Source organism: uncultured Ruminococcus sp., assembly GCF_946415235.1.
Taxonomy (GTDB): Bacteria; Bacillota; Clostridia; order Oscillospirales; family Ruminococcaceae; genus Ruminococcus.
Genome location: NZ_CAMKRR010000057.1, coordinates 1 through 17320, shown reverse-complemented (window position 1 = coordinate 17320; position 17320 = coordinate 1). Strand labels below are relative to the sequence as shown.

13 protein-coding genes and 1 pseudogene are annotated in these 17320 nt (G+C 43.6%); 12 read left to right on the top strand and 2 right to left on the bottom strand.

Translation table 11 applies throughout. The annotated features are described in order from the left end of the window. A partial coding sequence (locus Q0R37_RS10475) for a hypothetical protein (RefSeq protein ID WP_294754230.1) occupies window positions 1-242 on the bottom strand: 242 nt, incomplete at its 3' end. 146 nt (window positions 243-388) lie between these two features. Here Q0R37_RS10475 and Q0R37_RS10470 point away from each other — a divergent pair. The 12 genes from Q0R37_RS10470 (at window position 389) to Q0R37_RS10410 (ending at window position 16886) form a co-directional block, all read left to right on the top strand. Further along, window positions 389-931, top strand: coding sequence for a TetR/AcrR family transcriptional regulator (locus Q0R37_RS10470; protein ID WP_294754227.1), 543 nt, complete (start codon window positions 389-391; stop codon window positions 929-931). 226 nt (window positions 932-1157) lie between these two features. Beyond that, entirely contained in the window at window positions 1158-2831 is a 1674-nt protein-coding gene (locus Q0R37_RS10465; RefSeq protein ID WP_294754224.1) for a serine hydrolase domain-containing protein, read from the top strand. A gap of 246 nt (window positions 2832-3077) precedes the next feature. Next, window positions 3078-5765 (top strand): dockerin type I domain-containing protein, encoded by a 2688-nt coding sequence (locus tag Q0R37_RS10460; protein ID WP_294754221.1) that lies wholly within the window; start codon window positions 3078-3080, stop codon window positions 5763-5765. A gap of 365 nt (window positions 5766-6130) precedes the next feature. After that, entirely contained in the window at window positions 6131-6847 is a 717-nt protein-coding gene (locus Q0R37_RS10455) for a leucine-rich repeat domain-containing protein (protein WP_294754219.1), read from the top strand. Then, on the top strand, window positions 6787-7488 hold the full coding sequence (locus tag Q0R37_RS10450; RefSeq protein WP_294754217.1) for a hypothetical protein: 702 nt from the start codon (window positions 6787-6789) through the stop codon (window positions 7486-7488). Before Q0R37_RS10455 ends, Q0R37_RS10450 begins: the two co-directional genes overlap by 61 nt. Window positions 7489-7514: 26 nt before the next feature. After that, on the top strand, window positions 7515-8618 hold the full coding sequence (locus tag Q0R37_RS15675; RefSeq protein WP_366517419.1) for a DUF5131 family protein: 1104 nt from the start codon (window positions 7515-7517) through the stop codon (window positions 8616-8618). Window positions 8619-8807: 189 nt separating this feature from the next. Further along, window positions 8808-10316 (top strand): carboxylesterase family protein, encoded by a 1509-nt coding sequence (locus tag Q0R37_RS10435; protein ID WP_294754215.1) that lies wholly within the window; start codon window positions 8808-8810, stop codon window positions 10314-10316. A 12-nt stretch (window positions 10317-10328) separates the two neighbouring features. After that, window positions 10329-11729 (top strand): family 43 glycosylhydrolase, encoded by a 1401-nt coding sequence (locus tag Q0R37_RS10430; protein ID WP_294754213.1) that lies wholly within the window; start codon window positions 10329-10331, stop codon window positions 11727-11729. A 287-nt stretch (window positions 11730-12016) separates the two neighbouring features. Next, window positions 12017-13351 carry an extracellular solute-binding protein gene (locus Q0R37_RS10425; RefSeq protein ID WP_294754211.1) on the top strand — a complete coding sequence of 445 codons (1335 nt, stop codon included), beginning with the start codon at window positions 12017-12019 and terminating at the stop codon, window positions 13349-13351. Between the two features lie 86 nt (window positions 13352-13437). Then, on the top strand, window positions 13438-14325 hold the full coding sequence (locus tag Q0R37_RS10420) for a sugar ABC transporter permease (protein WP_294754210.1): 888 nt from the start codon (window positions 13438-13440) through the stop codon (window positions 14323-14325). Between the two features lie 14 nt (window positions 14326-14339). Further along, window positions 14340-15212 (top strand): carbohydrate ABC transporter permease, encoded by an 873-nt coding sequence (locus Q0R37_RS10415; RefSeq protein ID WP_294754209.1) that lies wholly within the window; start codon window positions 14340-14342, stop codon window positions 15210-15212. 201 nt (window positions 15213-15413) lie between these two features. Further along, a complete protein-coding gene (locus Q0R37_RS10410) occupies window positions 15414-16886 on the top strand; it encodes an alpha-N-arabinofuranosidase (RefSeq protein ID WP_294754207.1) in 1473 nt (490 codons plus the stop codon). A gap of 170 nt (window positions 16887-17056) precedes the next feature. Here Q0R37_RS10410 and Q0R37_RS10405 read toward each other — a convergent pair. After that, window positions 17057-17320, bottom strand: a pseudogene (locus Q0R37_RS10405) (hypothetical protein); the annotation flags it as partial.

The following is a 17320-nucleotide window of genomic DNA, read 5'->3' as shown; positions in this document are numbered from 1 at the left end:
GCATATTCGATCTCGCTGATAAGATACTGTCCGTTTTCTTTCAAACCGTTCTGCGTTTCGTTCAAAGGTTCATAGGAGTTCAGCGGTTTTCCGTTGTCAGATATTTTCTGAAGGAAGCCTACTACGATCTGTGTGTGCGTGGCTGCGATAAAGAATCCGCCAATGCACAGTACGACCATAACAGCCAGAACGATCAGTATGACTTTGAGCGCTTTATGCTTCTTTGCTGTACTTTTTTCCATAGCGACCATCCTTTCTTATCAAGCACTTGACAAATTCGCTTTTCTATGATACTATAATATCATAAAACGGATGCAAAGTCAATAAAATCGGAAAAATGATACTATTTTGCGAAATAGTATCATCAGGCAGAAAGGAAGAATAGAAAATGTCAGAATATGTTACCTCAGCCTACGGTGAAGCGCTGTTCAAGCTGATGAAAAAGAAGAACATCGAAAAGATCACCGTGGACGAGCTGTGCGAAACGGGCGGCATCGGCAGAGCGACCTATTTTCGCAATTTCAAATCAAAGGACGAGATCATCACCGCCTACATTATCATGAAGTGGCGAGAATATGAGCGTGAACACAGGCTAAAGGAGCATCAGATCAATGACAGTTACCGTGTCAGGCGGTACTTTGATTTTTGCTACTCTCTGCGGAAAAAGAACGACCTCATCATCGGGCAGGGACATCACGGAGCGATCCTGTCGGCTTATGAAGTTATCATGACCGACAGCGACACCGATCAGACCTCGGATACCTACGAAAGCTACTACCTTGCCTATGGGCTTTTCGGCATCTTTATGAAGTGGGCAAGGAACGGTTATGCCGAGTCGGTGCAGGAAATGACGCAGATTGTGGTGGAAAGGATATTTGCAGGAAATATCAATATTTCAATAATCGAAAAAGAACAGCTATACCAGAAATAGTTTTCATTCAGAATAATTCTATTCCACTCATTTATTCCACACGAAAATTATAAAAGGCTATAAATTGACAAAAACAGTGCGTTACAAAAATTCGAATTCCTCTCTGTCCGCTTTTTTAAGGAAGCCTGTATTTAGCAGAAAACGCTAAATACAGGCTTTTCTTTTTTGGCTTGACAGATACTTTCTTGTATGCTATAATAACTCAAAAATAGGAGGTACGCGAACAATGTACAAAAAGCTTTCAAAACCAGTATCTATACTAATTGCAGCGGTAATGCTTCTGACGATTGTCTCATGCAGCAATAATAAATCAGCAGATATCTTTTCAAACGTAAAACTGTCAGGATCCGAGCATTCATGGTCAAATACTAACGGGAAATATTCAGAGCTCCTTAAAACCTATGGCACAAAAACGTGCATCGGCGTTATGGCAGTTGCAACAGATGCTGATATCGTGTATCTGTATTGCGAAGATGCCACTGAAAAAGACGGTAAAACTTCTGTATCTCAGGATACAGTCTTTGACATTGCTTCAGTAAGCAAAACATTCACCGCTGTATGTATATTGCAGCTTCAGGAGAAAGGCAAGCTAAGCATTGATGATACTCTTGACAAGTATTTTCCTGAGTATGAAGCAGGAAAAGAGATTTCGATATATGATCTCCTGCACATGAAGTCAGGCATTCCGGATTACTGCAACAATCCCGATCCCTTCTGGAATATCTCAGGTGAAGAGGCAGCAGATCAGAAACTCAGCGATATTTACCTCGACAAGGTGACCGATGAGGAATTCCTGCAGGCGTTATATAATGCTCCTTTGATGTTCGAGCCGGGAGCACAGTTCAGCTACAGCAATACGAATTACCGTCTGCTGGCGTTCATTATCGAGCAAGTAACAGGTATGAAGTACTGTGACTGCGTTAAAAAGAATATATTTGATAAGTGCGGCATGAAAAAGACCACATCAATGGCTAAAGATGATATGACATATGTACCTGTGGATTTTGAGGAGCAGGCAGCTTACGGCTTTACGGACGAAAACGGTTATCCTGTCTGCCCGAATAACTCCAGAGGCGACGGCGGAATACATTCCTGTCTTTCAGATATGATCGCTTTTGACCGTGCGCTTTTCGGTGGAAAGCTGCTTGATAAGCGATCAATGGAAATACTGCTCAAGGATGATGACGGTTACTGCTGCGGACTTAACAGAGATAAGAACGGCTACTCCCATGACGGTTCATCGATGACCTGTTCTGCCAAAAACAGGATAATCGAATCCGACGAACTCGGAAATATATATGTGATAAGCCTTAAACGTAAAGTTGATTCCGATCAGAATAATGCAGGCACTATTTCAGAGCCTTTAGAAGGTACAGGATATATCAAGGGTACTGTAAAAGACGGTGTGTATATCAATGAATACGCAGACATAAAAATGACTATACCCGAAGGATACATATTAAATGAATTTGATCTCGGTTCGGCTATGGCTGGCTTTGAAGAAGATGACAAAAGGATCGAATCCGCAAAAAATTGCGACAGCTTATTCTACGACGGAAACGGCAGCGGAAGTGCTATAGAAATAGATTTCCTGAACACGGAGCTTGGTGTTCCTGATGACAGCAGCTATACCGAAGAAGAATATCTTAATGACTACGTTGACCTTCTGACTCGTGCAGGCGAAAATGATGAAGATGGCTGGACTATAATAAGCAGAGACATAAAAAAGGCTGCTCTCGGGAACAAAGAATATGCCAGAGCAACTGTGATCATCGACTATCACGGCAATACTGAATTCAATTATTATGCAAGAAAGATAGATGATGAACTTATGTGTATTATAATGGCAAGTGTCCGAGAAAATGAGAATGTTTCTGATTTTGAAAAGCTGTTTGAATGACCTTATAATAATCATTATGTCCAAGTATCATTTTGATTGCTCCTATTTATCAAGCCGCCTCAGCTCAGAGACGACTGCTCATATGTATTAAAATATACACCTCGGCAAATGCAGGATAAAACTCTGAAAACGGCTTATTAAGCATCATTTCAAATATTATTTGATATATTCAGCAATATTTGGTTAGAGCAGATCACTGAAATTTGTTATAATGCAATATATTATTTATATGGGAGGATATATTTTATGAGGATCAAAAAAATTATTGCCGCAGCTGCTGCCTTTACTGTATCGTGCAGCTTTGTACCGTTGACGGGCAATATTGCCCTGAAAAGCGTACTTACGGCAATTGCCGCAGATACCGCGGCAGTGAAGCTGCTGCCTTCACTTGACGTGCTTGGATCGTCTAATGCAACATTTTATTCCAATACCCAAAATGCTGCTTTTTCAATGGACGGAAGAGCCTATTATCAGGGCGTTGTACTTGGTACAAGCACCCTTAATACTTCAGCTTATGTGACATTTGATGTTTCTGCGCTTGATTCGTTTTCATGCACAATCGGTCACGTTGATAATGAGAACTATTATGATGTCAAGCTTAAGGTATACCTTGACGGCGTTTGCGTTGATACTATGACACTGTCATACAGGATGATGGCTCAAAAATATTCTGATCTTGATGTTTCCGACTCTTCTGAACTGAAATTTGTGTTTGAGGGCTCAAGCTGCAAGTATGCCATTGGTGACATCTCTACAAATAAAGAAAGTCCTGATAATCCGTCGGTTGCTCCTGTGTATAAGAATGTGAGCAATCTTCTTGAAAACCGCTTTAACAGTGACAGTATTTCCGTATACAGCGGTACGAGCAGAAATTCAGGCTTTAATATGAATGGCAGAACTTACTATCAGGGTATCATTTTCAATACATCTGTCATCGACAGCTATTCGTCAGTATCATTTAACGTAGAGAACCTTTCAAAGCTGAGCTGGACATTAGGTCATGTTGACGGCGAAGAAAACAGCAAAGCAACTATGAAGGTCTATATCGACGATGATGAGCAGTCCGATACAAGAGCCCTTTCATGGAATATGGAGCTTGAGGAGTATGAGCTTGATATCCCCGAGGGTTCAAAGGTAGTTCGTATAGAGGTACCGTCAAGCAGTGTAAAATATGCTATAGCTGATATCAAGGCAGACTCTCTTGATGCGGGCGAAGAGCATATCGTTCCGAAGTACATAAAGGCAAGCACTTTTATTGACAGCGGTTTCAACAATACCCGTATCACAAAGTATACAGGTTCGTCCAAGGGAAACAAGTACAACGTTAACGGACGTACATATTATCAGGGAATAGTGTTTAATGCAGATGTTATTTCAACTTATGGCTCAATAAACTATAATGTTGAAAATCTGAGCCATATGTCGTTCAGTGTCGGCAGGATACAGAACGCAGGCACTGCAAATGCGACCCTTTATATCTACCGTGACAACGAGGAGTGTATGTCCATTGAAATGAAGCCGTATATGCAGATCGCTGATTACGAGATCGACCTCAAGGACACGAAGAACCTTCGCTTTAAATTCAGCTCGGACGGTCAGTGCGTCTGTGCGTTAATGAATATCCATGTGGATAAGCTTGCTCCCGAGATAGATTATCTTACTCCGAAATACGATAAGATCAGCAAGTGTGTTGAAAGCGTTTTTGACACCGACAGCGTTACAACATATAACGGAAGCTCAAAGGGAGATATATTCAGGATCAATGGCAGAACATATTATGAGGGCATCAAGTTCAGCAGCACCATAATCGACAGTGTTGCACGTGCAAGCCTGAATGTTGAGGATATCGATACAATCTCATGGACGCTGGGTCATGTTGATAATTCGGGCCTTAACAGCGGAAAGCTCTATGTTTACCTTGATGAAGAGCTTATAAAGACAATTGACCTCAACTGGGGTATGAGAGCAACTGATTACAGCTTCGATGTCAAGGAAGGAACGGTTATGCGTTTTTATTATAACGTCAGCGGTGCTTCTGCATTTGCTCTTGCTGATATCAAGGCGGACTCAAGAGCGACCGAGATCGCACATATAGTTCCCGAGTATGAAAATGCATCGGAGTTCCTCAGTTCTAATTTCAATAACAGCAGTATTACTGTATATAACGGCGAGAGCCCTAAAACAAACAAGTTTACCATGAACGATAAAGAGTATACACAGGGATTCTTCTGCAGGTCTACCTCTATTCTCGGCAATGCGGGAAATGTGGCTTTCAATACGGAAAATGTGAAAAGCATAAAGTTCAAATACGGACATATTGACGGTCCGGGCGATGGCAATGCAACTCTTACTATTTATAAGGACAGTAATGAATCGGAAAAAATCAAGCTTGTGCCTGATATGGAAACACAGGAAATGAGCATAGATACAAGTGATGCAGAGTATATTTACTTCTATATGAATATTGATCGTTCAGGAGCATACGCTCTTGCAGATCTTGGGTTTGTTCCGGGTGACAGTTCTTCTGCATCAACCACCACAACTACTGCAAAGGCAGCGACTACAACAACATCTGCAACGACTACCAAGGCAACAACTACAACAAAACCTGCTGCAACTACTACAGTGACAACGACTACATCTTCTGCAACCACAACCACGGTAAAACCTGTAGATTATACTCTGGGCGATGTGGATAAAAACGGTATTGTCGATGCTGTAGACGCTTCAAGGGTGCTTGCATATTATGCCCGTATTTCCACAAAGCAGGACGGAGGATTCGACGATAGTCAGAAACAGGCTGCTGATGTAAATAAAGACGGAATTATAGATGCAGTTGATGCTTCAAAGATACTTTCTTATTATGCATATCTTTCCACAACTAAGGAAAAAACAGTATCAATGGAAGAATTCATGAAGAAATCAAGTAAATAATATAAAATGAGCCGTGTCACAATGACACGGCTTTCTTGTTGTATAAAGTTCGCTTTATAGTTTGTCTTGAAATTTCAACAGCTCCATGGTATAATATATCCAAATACTATTTATAATGACTCTATAACATTTCAAAGAAAAACTGCATAAAAAAGCCTGTTTCAAAAGAAACAGGCAAAAAACTGACGGGCGGGATCGGACCGCCGCAGCTGCACGGCTCTGTTAGCGGAAATGCAGATGCATCTCCGCAGGTGAGCTTACGTTCTTCCACTAAACTACGCCGTTTTTATTGATCCCTCGTTTCATGAACTCGGCATCAGTTTAATTTTATCATATTTATTACATCTTGTCAATGGAGATATATTATGGAAATGACGATAGAACAGGCTGAACAGGAATATCAGCTAAAACGCAGGCACGGAAAAATTCATATAAAGAAATACATCGGAAGCGGCGGAAAAGTGGTCGTACCGAGGCTTATTGACGGTATGCCCGTAACTATGATATGCAATTTTGCTTTTTCTAATTGTTATGGGATCACAGAGGCAGTGCTTCCCGATACTGTGAAATACGTAGGGATATCAGCTTTTGTCGGCTGCAAAAATATGAAAAAAATAACGCTGTGTACAAAGACCTATATCGAAAGCAACGTATTTTTTAATTCGGGACTTGAAGAGGTAAATGGGCTCGAATATCTTGCAGGAGGCTGTGTTGACGCAAATGTATTCATGCAGACTCCTTTTTTTGAAAAAAACGAGACCCTTATGATCGGAGACAGGCTTTTATGGAGTAGGCGCGAAGCCGAAACTTTTAATGTCCCATCTCATATAAGGGCAATAGGGCGTTATGCATTCCGGAACTCGAAAATAAAGTATATCAATTTCCCTGAAGGTCTGAATGAGATAGGTAATTTAGCGTTTTACGGCTCGGATCTTGTCTCTGTAAGAATCCCCGACAGCGTTGAAAAGTTCGGTATATTAGTTTTTGAGGCTGCAAAGCTCTTACCGATATACAGCTCCCGATGGATTTTGGCAGGCGAAAAGGCTGGGACAGCGATAACTTCTTTGTGCAGCCTGTTATAAACGATACTCTGATCACAGATGATAACGATGAGGATGAGGTTCTTGTATATAAAGACGTCAGCTGTATAACGTCAGACAGCGCTGTTCCTTTTTATAGACGAAAATTAAGGGAAAAGCAGGTGTTCCCCGAAAGGCTTGAATACCTTAAAAGACCAAGACTGCTATCTTCTGCACACGTCAATGTATTCAGAAACGATGATTTTATAGTCGAAAAGCAGGAAGCTGTATTTACTTATGATTATTTCTTTCATCCCGATAATCGAAGAAAAAGGTTCATGATCGTCTTTGATCTGAAAGATGTTTATGCGGAAGTACTGTTTTATTTCCCGATGATGCCATATGGTGCTGTATGGAAGGATCACCTTGAACTCAGCGATTTTTACGGCAGATGCATCACAAACGGCAGTGACGGCAGATTCTTTGATTTCGAGCTGTATGACGGACATATACTGGAACAGGTAATACCTTTCAGGATAAAGGCTGAAATAGCATATCTGCGCTGTACAGGCAACTATCGGCTTACAGCCGAAGCTATGCAGAGATATAGAGAGTATTTCAGGTTGCACCGAAAAAAGCTTGAGCGTATATTGAAGAAGAGTACGGATATAAAGATAAAAGAGTTCTTTGAAGAATTCCTTTGAACTCATAATATAAAGGACAGAAAAAAATGGTTGTATGGAATCCTTGGCACGGCTGCCGAAAGATAAGCGCGGGATGTGCCAACTGCTATGTTTACCGACGGGACGAGAGTATCGGCAAGGATGCTTCTGTTATTGCAAAGACAGGGGACTACAGCCTGCCTCTGAAAAAGAACAGGCAGGGAGAGTATAAGCTAAAAGCCGAGGATGGTATAGTTTTCACCTGTATGACCTCTGACTTTTTTCTTGAGGAAGCAGATGACTGGCGGCAGGGCTGCTGGGATATTATCCGTTTGAGAAATGATCTGCAATTTCATATCATAACCAAGAGGATAGACCGCTTTGAGAAGTGTATACCTTCAGACTGGGGCGAAGGCTGGGATAACGTAACTGTATGCTGCACCTGTGAAAATCAGGAAAGAGCCGACTACAGACTTCCTGTTTTTCTGAAGCTACCCATAAAGCACAGAGAGATCATCTCGGAGCCGATGCTTGAGGAGATAAATATTGAGAAGTACCTGTCAGCAGGAGCGATAGAGCACGTTTCATGCGGCGGTGAATCAGGTCCGAATGCAAGACCGTGTGATCTGAGGTGGATAAAGGAGGTACGCAGAGAATGTATACGCAGCGGCGTACCATTTACCTTCCGACAGACAGGAGCAGTATTTATAAAGGACGGAAGAGTATATCATTTAGACCGTAAGCTGCATATATCACAGGCTAAAAAGTCGGGTTACAGCTATATACCGGGTAATGATTCGGGTGCTGCAATAAAGTATGAGCTGCCCGACAGAAATGAGCTTTTCGCAAGGCTGAGCCGTTCAGAGTTCAGGAGCCGCTTTCATCTGACAGAAAAGGATAAGGCCTATATCGTTGAAAAGGGCTTAGATATTATCCGAAGCCATGCAAAGGATTTTGTTGAAAAAAGGCTTTCTCCCGAGGCGCCTGAAAATGACGGTAAGCAGACTCCTATGAAAGGGCATCCGGTTTTTGCGGCTCAGCACGCAACTGCCTGCTGCTGCCGGGGCTGTCTTGAAAAGTGGCATAATATCCCTGCCGGAAAAGTGCTGACACAAGCGGAAAAGGCGTATATAGTCGATGTTCTTATGGAATGGATACAAACGGAAGTGTAAAGCATTGCTCTCTCAGGGGGCAATGTTTTTATATAGGATAAGTCTAAAAAATGCAGGCAGAGTTAATCTGAAAAAATACAGCAAAAAACGGTCAGACTTTTATCTTTTTCTGTCTTGCAATCTATAAGTTTTAATGTTAAAATGTTTTCAGTATCATAAAAAATATTCTATAATAAAGGAGCTGACATAATGCTAAGGATAGCAAATACCGAAAACGGACAAGTACGTGGTCTGCCCGCAGCTGACCCGAGGGTAACCTCATTCAAGGGCATACCCTTTGCCGCTCCGCCTGTGGGCGAGAATCGCTGGCGGGCTCCGCAGCAAGCCCAAAACTGGCAGGGCGTCCGTGACTGCTTTGAGTTTGCGCCCATATCCGTTCAGGATACCCCGGGTTTAGGCGATGATATATATTGCCGTGAGTGGCACGTTGATCCCGAGATACCCATGAGCGAAGACTGTCTTTATCTTAATGTATGGACGAACGCGAAGTCCGCAAATGAGCGTAATCCTGTACTTGTATGGTTCTTCGGCGGCGGTTTTCAGTGGGGCTACACCTCCGAAATGGAATTTGACGGCGAACGTCTCGCAAGGAGAGATATCGTTGTAGTTACAGTAAATTACCGCCTCGGGGCGTTTGGCTTCCTCTGCCACCCTCAGCTTACAAAGGAGCAGCCGGATGCGCCCTGCAATTTCGGCAGCCTCGATCAGCAGGCGGGTCTAAGGTGGGTACGCCGCAATATTGCGAGCTTCGGCGGTGACCCCGATAATATAACCATAGCAGGACAGTCAGCAGGCGGCAACAGCGTAATGGCACAGATGGCCTGCAGGGATAACGAAGGCGATTTCAAAAAAGCGGTAATCATGAGCGGTATGTTTGGCTCACCCTATGTTGTCAATGAATTCTTTCTGCCTCAGAGCCTTGAACAGGCAGGCAAAAAAGGGGAGAGACTCTTTGAGCATCTTGGCGTAAAGACACTTGAAGAGGCAAGAAGGCTCGACGCTGACTTCATACACAGAAAGTATTCGGAGCTTCGTAACAACGGCGAGATGTTCTTCACCATAGTGCAGGACGGTCACTTCTGCACACAGGACCCGATGAAGGCATTCAGGAACGGCACACGTATCCGTGTTCCTGTTATGAGCGGCAATACAGGCGACGAATTCATGGAGTTCATCCATGCGTCGGATGATAACGAACTTGCACAGAAAGCAGATGAGTATTTCGGCAGCAGGGCAGAGGAGTTCCTTGCTTTTTCGGAAGCATGGGTCAGGAATGATAATGGTTATTCTCCGGTTTCCTCTCCCGAGCTTGGCGTCAAGGACGCTTTCCTCGGTGAGAACAGACAGAACGATCCGAAGAACTGCTACTACTACCGCTTCATTGCTGATATACCGGGTGAAGACGCCCCAGGAACATTTCACTCTGTTGACCTATGGTTCTTCTTCGAGACACTTGCCAAATGCACCAGACCATACGAGGGCAGGCATTACGATCTTGCAAGACAGATGTGCGATTACTGGGCTAACTTCGTCAAGACAGGAGACCCCAACGGATTTGACATAAACGGCAGAAGGCTACCCGAGTGGAATCCATATACTGACGCTGACCGCAGTGAGATGCTGTTTACCAGTGACGGTGCAAAGGCATCCGAAGAGCAGAACAGCTTCGTTAAGTTCCTGCTCGGAGAAATGAAATAAGGAGGATATTTTATGAGCAAGAAACAGGCATTCAATCCCTATCTCCCCAGCTGGGAGTATATCCCAGACGGTGAGCCTTATGTATTCGGCGACCGTGTATACGTCTATGGTTCTCACGATTTCTGGAACGGCTATGTTTTCTGTATGGGTGACTATGTATGCTGGTCCGCGCCCGTCAATGACCTCGGGAACTGGCGCTATGAGGGAGTTATCTACCCAAGGAACGCCGACCCTATGAACAAGGACGGTCATATGTGTCTTTATGCACCCGACGTTACTGTAGGCGCTGACGGAAGATACTATCTCTACTATGTGCTCGACAAAGTTGGCGTTATGTCCGTTGCAGTATGTGATGAGCCCGCAGGCAGATATGAGTTCTACGGCTATGTTCACTATCAGGACGGCACACGCCTCGGCGAAAGAGAAGGGGACGAGCCTCAGTTTGATCCTGGTGTTATCACCGATGGCGGCAAGACCTATATGTACAGCGGATTTTGTCCCGAGGGCGACAAGTCCAGAACAGGCTCAAAGGTGGTTACACTTGATAAAGATATGCTGACGGTTATCACTGAGCCGCAGCTTATAATCCCGGGCATCTGTTACAGCGCAGGCACCGAGTTCGAGGGACACGCCTTCTTCGAGGCTTCATCCATACGCAAGGTGAACGGTAAGTACTATTTTATATATTCTTCGGAAGTTATGCACGAACTTTGCTACGCTGTTAGTGATGACCCGTTAAAGGGATTTAAATATGGCGGAGTGCTTGTCAGCAATACCGACCTGCATATCGACACCTACAAGCCCGCAGATATGCCCTCGAACCGTGGTGCCAACAATCACGGCAGCATAATCGAGATAAACGGCGAGTGGTATATTTTCTATCACAGGCATACTAACGGCACATGGTTCTCCAGACAGGGCTGTGCGGAAAAGCTTACCCTGAACTCAGACGGAAGCTTCGATCAGGCTGAGATTACTTCATGCGGTCTCAACGGCGGACCTCTCGAGGGCAGGGGAGAATACCCCGCTTATATTGCCTGTAATATCTTCGGCAAAAAGCCCGAGATTTATATCGGCGACCTTAATGCTCCGCGCATAATGCAGGACGGCAGGGACGGAGATGAGGAGACAGGATACATCTTCAATATAAAAGAGGGTACAAATATCGGCTTCAAGTATTTCAGCTGCAAGGGCATTACCAAGGTCAGCATTACTACCCGCGGCTACGGCGGCGGCACTTTTGCGGTCAAGACCGCATGGGACGGTGAGGAGCTTGGCGAGATCGGGATTGAAAACAGCAACGTATGGAAGAAATTCACTTCCGATATCAGGATACCCGACGGCGTGAACGCTATATGGTTCACCTTCAAGGGCACAGGGAATCCCACCCTCGGATCGTTCACTCTCGAATGAAACATTTTTCTGATTTGCAGGGCAATTAACTGTTATAACTAAAAAGTTCCCTGTTTACACTAACCATTTTTTGCGATTAATGAACGAAAAACAGTGTTTTTTACTCATTTTTTGCCTTTATCACATATATTTATTGACAACTTGTTAATAATATGGTAAGATTTACAAAGATACCGATGATAATAATATCATATTCGGTATGACAGTAATTTAATTGCCGAGCGGCATGTGGATATGTAAATTATGAAGATATGTGTCGTGCGGAACTTAACCAGGAGGTAATAGTAATGAAAAAAAGAAGACTCTTAGCAACACTTATGACAGCAGCAATGTTCGCTACTACACTTACAGGCTGCGGCGGCAGTTCCGGTGGATCATCAAACAACAGCGGATCAGGTAGTTCTGCAACCACCAACAACAATGGCGGCGGAAGTTCAGATGGTGTTCAGGAGATCACATGGATGTTCTGGGACGACCTCAACGCTACCGAGGATAAAATTTCTCTCGGCTATAAGGATACTATCGAGAGATTCAACAAGGATTTTGAGGGCAAGTATCATGTAACACCTATTACAACAAACCTTGAAGAATACTACAACAATCTCAATGCTCATGTTTCAGCAGGTGAAACACCTGATGTATTTATCGTAAGTCCGGGTCCGCAGCTCACAGACTATGTTGAGCCGGGCGTTGCAGCTCCTCTTGATGAATATCTCAACAAGGACGGCTGGAAGGACACATTCAAAAGTGATGCTGTATTTACACAGCAGACCTACGATGGAAAGATATATGCTGTTCCGCTTAACACAGCTGCAGCATGCTGCTTCTACAATACAGAGATGTTTGAGAAAGCAGGCGCTTCAGTTCCAAAGAACTGGGATGAAATGATCACAGCTTGCGATAAGCTCAAGGCTGCAGGCTATACTCCTGTAACTATTTCCGCAGGTACTGCATGGTGTCTGTCAATGGTAGCAGGTTATCTCTGTGAAGCAGAGGGCGTAAGCCTTCCCAAGCTCGCTGACGGTTCAGCTTCATGGGAAGACGGCAAGCTCGAGAGCGTAGGCAACAAGCTCCTTCAGTTCTCAGAGTACTTCCAGAGAACAGCAGCAGGCGATACAAACGATGTTGCTACAGCTAACTTCTACAACGAAGAAGCTGCTATCCTTATCCAGGGTTCATGGGTTATCGGTCAGATGAACGGTGCCAACCCCGAATTTGAGTCTAAGTGCGGAGTATTCCAGTTCCCGGGCGTTGAAAGACTTATCGCTAAGTCAGACTCACTCTGTATGAGTTCAACAACTAAGTATCCTGAAGCTTCAGCAGCTCTCATAAAGTACTTCACTGATGATACAGCTCAGAAGTACACAGCTGAAGTAGGCGGTAAGATCCCTGTAACAAATGTTAAGTATGATGAGTCGGTAGCTCCTAAGCAACTCTCATACGTTATGGATATATTCGGCAAAGCAAAGGGTACATTCGGCTTCTACAACGAATCAATGCCGACAACCGAGACAGGCGCTCACTTCGATGACACTATGGTTGCTGTATTCCTTAAGGACATGACACCTGCAGAGGCTGCAAAGGACATGGAGGACTACTACAAGGCAAACTGCAGAAAGTAATTTCTGACTTTTAAAAAAATAATAGGGGCGTACCCTGCGCCCCTATTGTTTTACCATATTGATCTTCTGAAAGGAGTTGGTCCAGGATGGACAAAATGCTTAGGAACAAGAAAGCCATAATTTTATTTATGCTTCCTGCTTTCCTTTTGTTCACGCTGGTGCTTTTTATACCGATCGTTCAGTCGGTATATTATTCATTCTGTGATTACAAAGGCATAACCGAACCTGTTTACGTCGGACTGAAAAATTACAAGACTCTTCTTTCCGATAAAACCTTCGGCATTGCTCTGAAAAACTCAATGTTTTTCCTTATTTTCTCCTGTGTGTCACAGCTTATCGTAGGTCTTATCTTCGCAGCTCTTCTGACAAACATTAAAAAGGGACGAAATGCATTCAAGAACATAATCTATCTTCCCTGCGTACTTTCTTCGGCAGCCCTCGGTCTGATGTGGATGTTCATATTCAGCCCGAAGCTCGGTATCAACCAGCTCCTTGAAAAATGCGGTGTTGAGGAAGCTCCTCTCTGGCTTATGGATACCAAAGGCTATATCATTCTTCCTATGTGGGTAATAGCTTTTGTTTCTCTCTGGCAGTATGTAGGACAGTCAATGATGCTTTATATGGCTCAGATATCAGGTATAAGCAAGTCGCTTATGGAAGCAAGCTATATTGACGGATGTACAAAGGCTCAGACATTCAGATACATAACCCTTCCGCTGATCAAGCCGATGGTAGCTACAGCTATGTCACTGAATGCGATAGGCTCATTGAAATTCTTCGACCTTATATTCAACATGACAGAAGGTGGTCCGAACCACAAGACTGAGGTCCTTGCGACTCACCTCTATCAGCAGGGCTTCAAGTATTTCAAATACGGTTATGCAAGTGCGATAGGCGTTGTACTGCTTATACTCTGTCTGTTAGTAACACTGTTTATCAATAAGGTCGTAAAGACCGAGCAGTATGAGATGTAAGGAGGTACAGTAAAATGAGTTCTACAAGATCAGCAATTGCTGAACCTGATTTTTCATCAAAGAAAAAAACATCAGGTATCCAGATAGTCATTTATGTATTTCTGGTACTGATATCCATAACTTATATCCTTCCTCTTCTGTGGGTGTTCAATGTATCCTTCAAGACGAATAAGGAGATATTTACCTCTCCTTTTTCACTTCCGGAGAACATAACATTTGATAACTTTTCATTTGCATGGACAGCAGGACGTCTTGGTACAGCGACACTTAACTCGTTCATTGTTTGTGCCGTTGCACTGATATTAAGTATGCTCATCGGTTCAATGGCTGCATTCGGCATAGCCCGTTTGCGCTGGAAGGGTGCAAAGCTTGCCATGACATATTTCCTTACAGGTATGATGATACCTATACACTGTGTGCTTATCCCTCTCTTCACAAGATTTGCAAAGATAGGCCTTTCAAATTCACTTTTAGGTATTATAATTCCATACGTTACCTTCTCGCTCCCGATAACGATATTCATTATGACAGGCTTTTTCAAGGGTATGCCGAATGAGCTTATCGAATGTGCTTGTATTGAGGGTGCTAATATCTTCCAGATATTCATGAAGATATGCCTGCCGCTTGGCAAGACAGGTCTTTGTGTAACGGGACTTATGACTTTCATAGGCAACTGGAACGAGCTTCTTCTTGCTATGGTATTTATCTCTGATGATGCAAAGAAGACTCTGCCTGTAGCACTGTCAAAGTTCGTCGGACCTTACAATACCAACTATTCGCAGATGTTTGCGGCCATTATAATCGCGATCATACCTACTATAGTTGTTTACTGCTTATTCTCCAACCAGATCGTTGACGGTCTGACTGCGGGTGCTGTAAAGGGCTGATATCTTTAATTGACGGATATGATGCAATAGATCCTGCTGCGTTTTGTAAAAAACAAAGCAGGATATATTTTAATGATTTTGAAAAACACTGAAGAATACGTTTCTGCTGTTTACAATGATCTGTATTGGCATTACATATTATTGTAAACGGAAGGCTTATTTGATACATTTATTACATGAATATGATCTGGAGTTTAAGCTATGAAAGCAAAAATAACTATCAATCCCTTGGATATTATAGGTGATATCGACCCTCGAATATACGGCTCATTTATTGAGCATCTCGGACGCGCTGTATATGGCGGCATCTATGAGCCGTCACATGAAAGTGCTGACGATATGGGCTTCCGCAAGGATGTAATGGAACTGGTAAAGGCTCTGAAGGTCCCTGTTGTACGTTATCCGGGCGGTAACTTCGTGTCCGGCTACAACTGGGAGGACGGAATCGGAGACAGGTCAAAGCGTCCGAAAAAGCTGGAGCTTGCATGGAACAGCATTGAGACCAATGAAATTGGCATTGATGAGTTTCAGGAATGGGCAAAGCGTGCGGACGCAGAAATAATGATGGCAGTTAATCTCGGTACGCGAGGCGCTGATGAAGCCCGCAGCCTTGTTGAGTACTGCAACCTTGACACTGATACGTATTATGCTGATCTGCGCCGAAAAAACGGCTTTGATAAACCGTTCGGCATAAAGGTGTGGTGTCTTGGAAATGAGATGGACGGAGACTGGCAGATAGGCCATAAGACCGCTCAGGAATATGCCCGTCTTGCCTGTGAGACTGCAAAGCTTATGAAGCTGACCGATCCGACCATCGAGCTGGTAGCCTGCGGAAGTTCAGGTCCTTTAATGCCTACCTTCGGCGAATGGGAACGCACTGTGCTGCGCGAGTGCTACGACCATGTTGACTACGTTTCCATGCACAGCTATTATGGCAATCCTGATAATGACACCGCAGATTTTCTTGCGTCGTCAATGGATATGGATCAGTTTATAATTGATACTGCGAAAATATGCGATGAGATAAAAGCTGAGAAGAAGTCCGAAAAGGAGATCATGCTTTCCTTTGATGAGTGGAACATCTGGTTCCACAGCAATGAGCAGGATAAGCATATAGACCGCTGGCAGATCGCTCCGCCGCTTTTAGAGGACATCTATAATGTCGAGGACGCACTTGTCGTGGGATGTCTGCTTATCACACTCCTGCGTCACTGCGACAGGGTAAAGATCGCCTGTCTTGCACAGCTTGTCAATGTGATTGCACCCATAATGACCGTTACAGGCGGTGGGACATGGTTACAGACGATCTATTATCCTTTTCTCCACTGTTCGGTGAACGGAAGAGGAAAGGCATTGCATACTGTCTGTGAATGCGGTACCTATGACACAAAGAAGCATAGCAATGTGCCATATATCGAGACTATTGCAGTAGAAAACGGCAGCGGCATCACTCTTTTTGCAGTAAATCGTTCCGCTGATGAAAGCTGTGAGCTTGAGCTTAACGGATTCGAGAACTACAGTCTCGTATCCCATACAGTTCTGACAAGTGATGATATGAAACGCTGCAACAGCATTGATGATCCTGATGCAGTTTCACCTGTACAGCAGCAAATAGGCGGAAAGATAGATCTTGCCCCCCGCTCATGGAATATGCTTAAATTTACTGTGAAGTAATCAAAACCACCCGTTCATCGGTAATGTCATTAAGCTAACTGAAAACGATAAAGAAGCAGGAGTATGTTTGTATGTAAGCGAACGAACTCCTGCTATTACTTACACCAAAATGGCATAACGAAAAGACAGATCAGAGATCTGCCTGAAAAAACATTGACAAAGGCGTAGAATTATGATAACCTGTAATTGAAGCCGATAGCAGAATGGCAGCGAGTTTTTCTGACAGCGATACGATTAGGTCTGACAGGACATTTGTTTCTTGCTATTAAGTCTTCCAAAAGCGAATGATCTGCGTGATCAGAGCGAAAGAACCTGATGCAGGCGTGAATAGCAAAAGCATAATTGATTTTGTAGCGATAATCATTATGCTTAAAGTCAATCTCTTTATTGACCGGAATATTGAATTTCTGAGCAATTCCTGCCGTTGTTTTGAT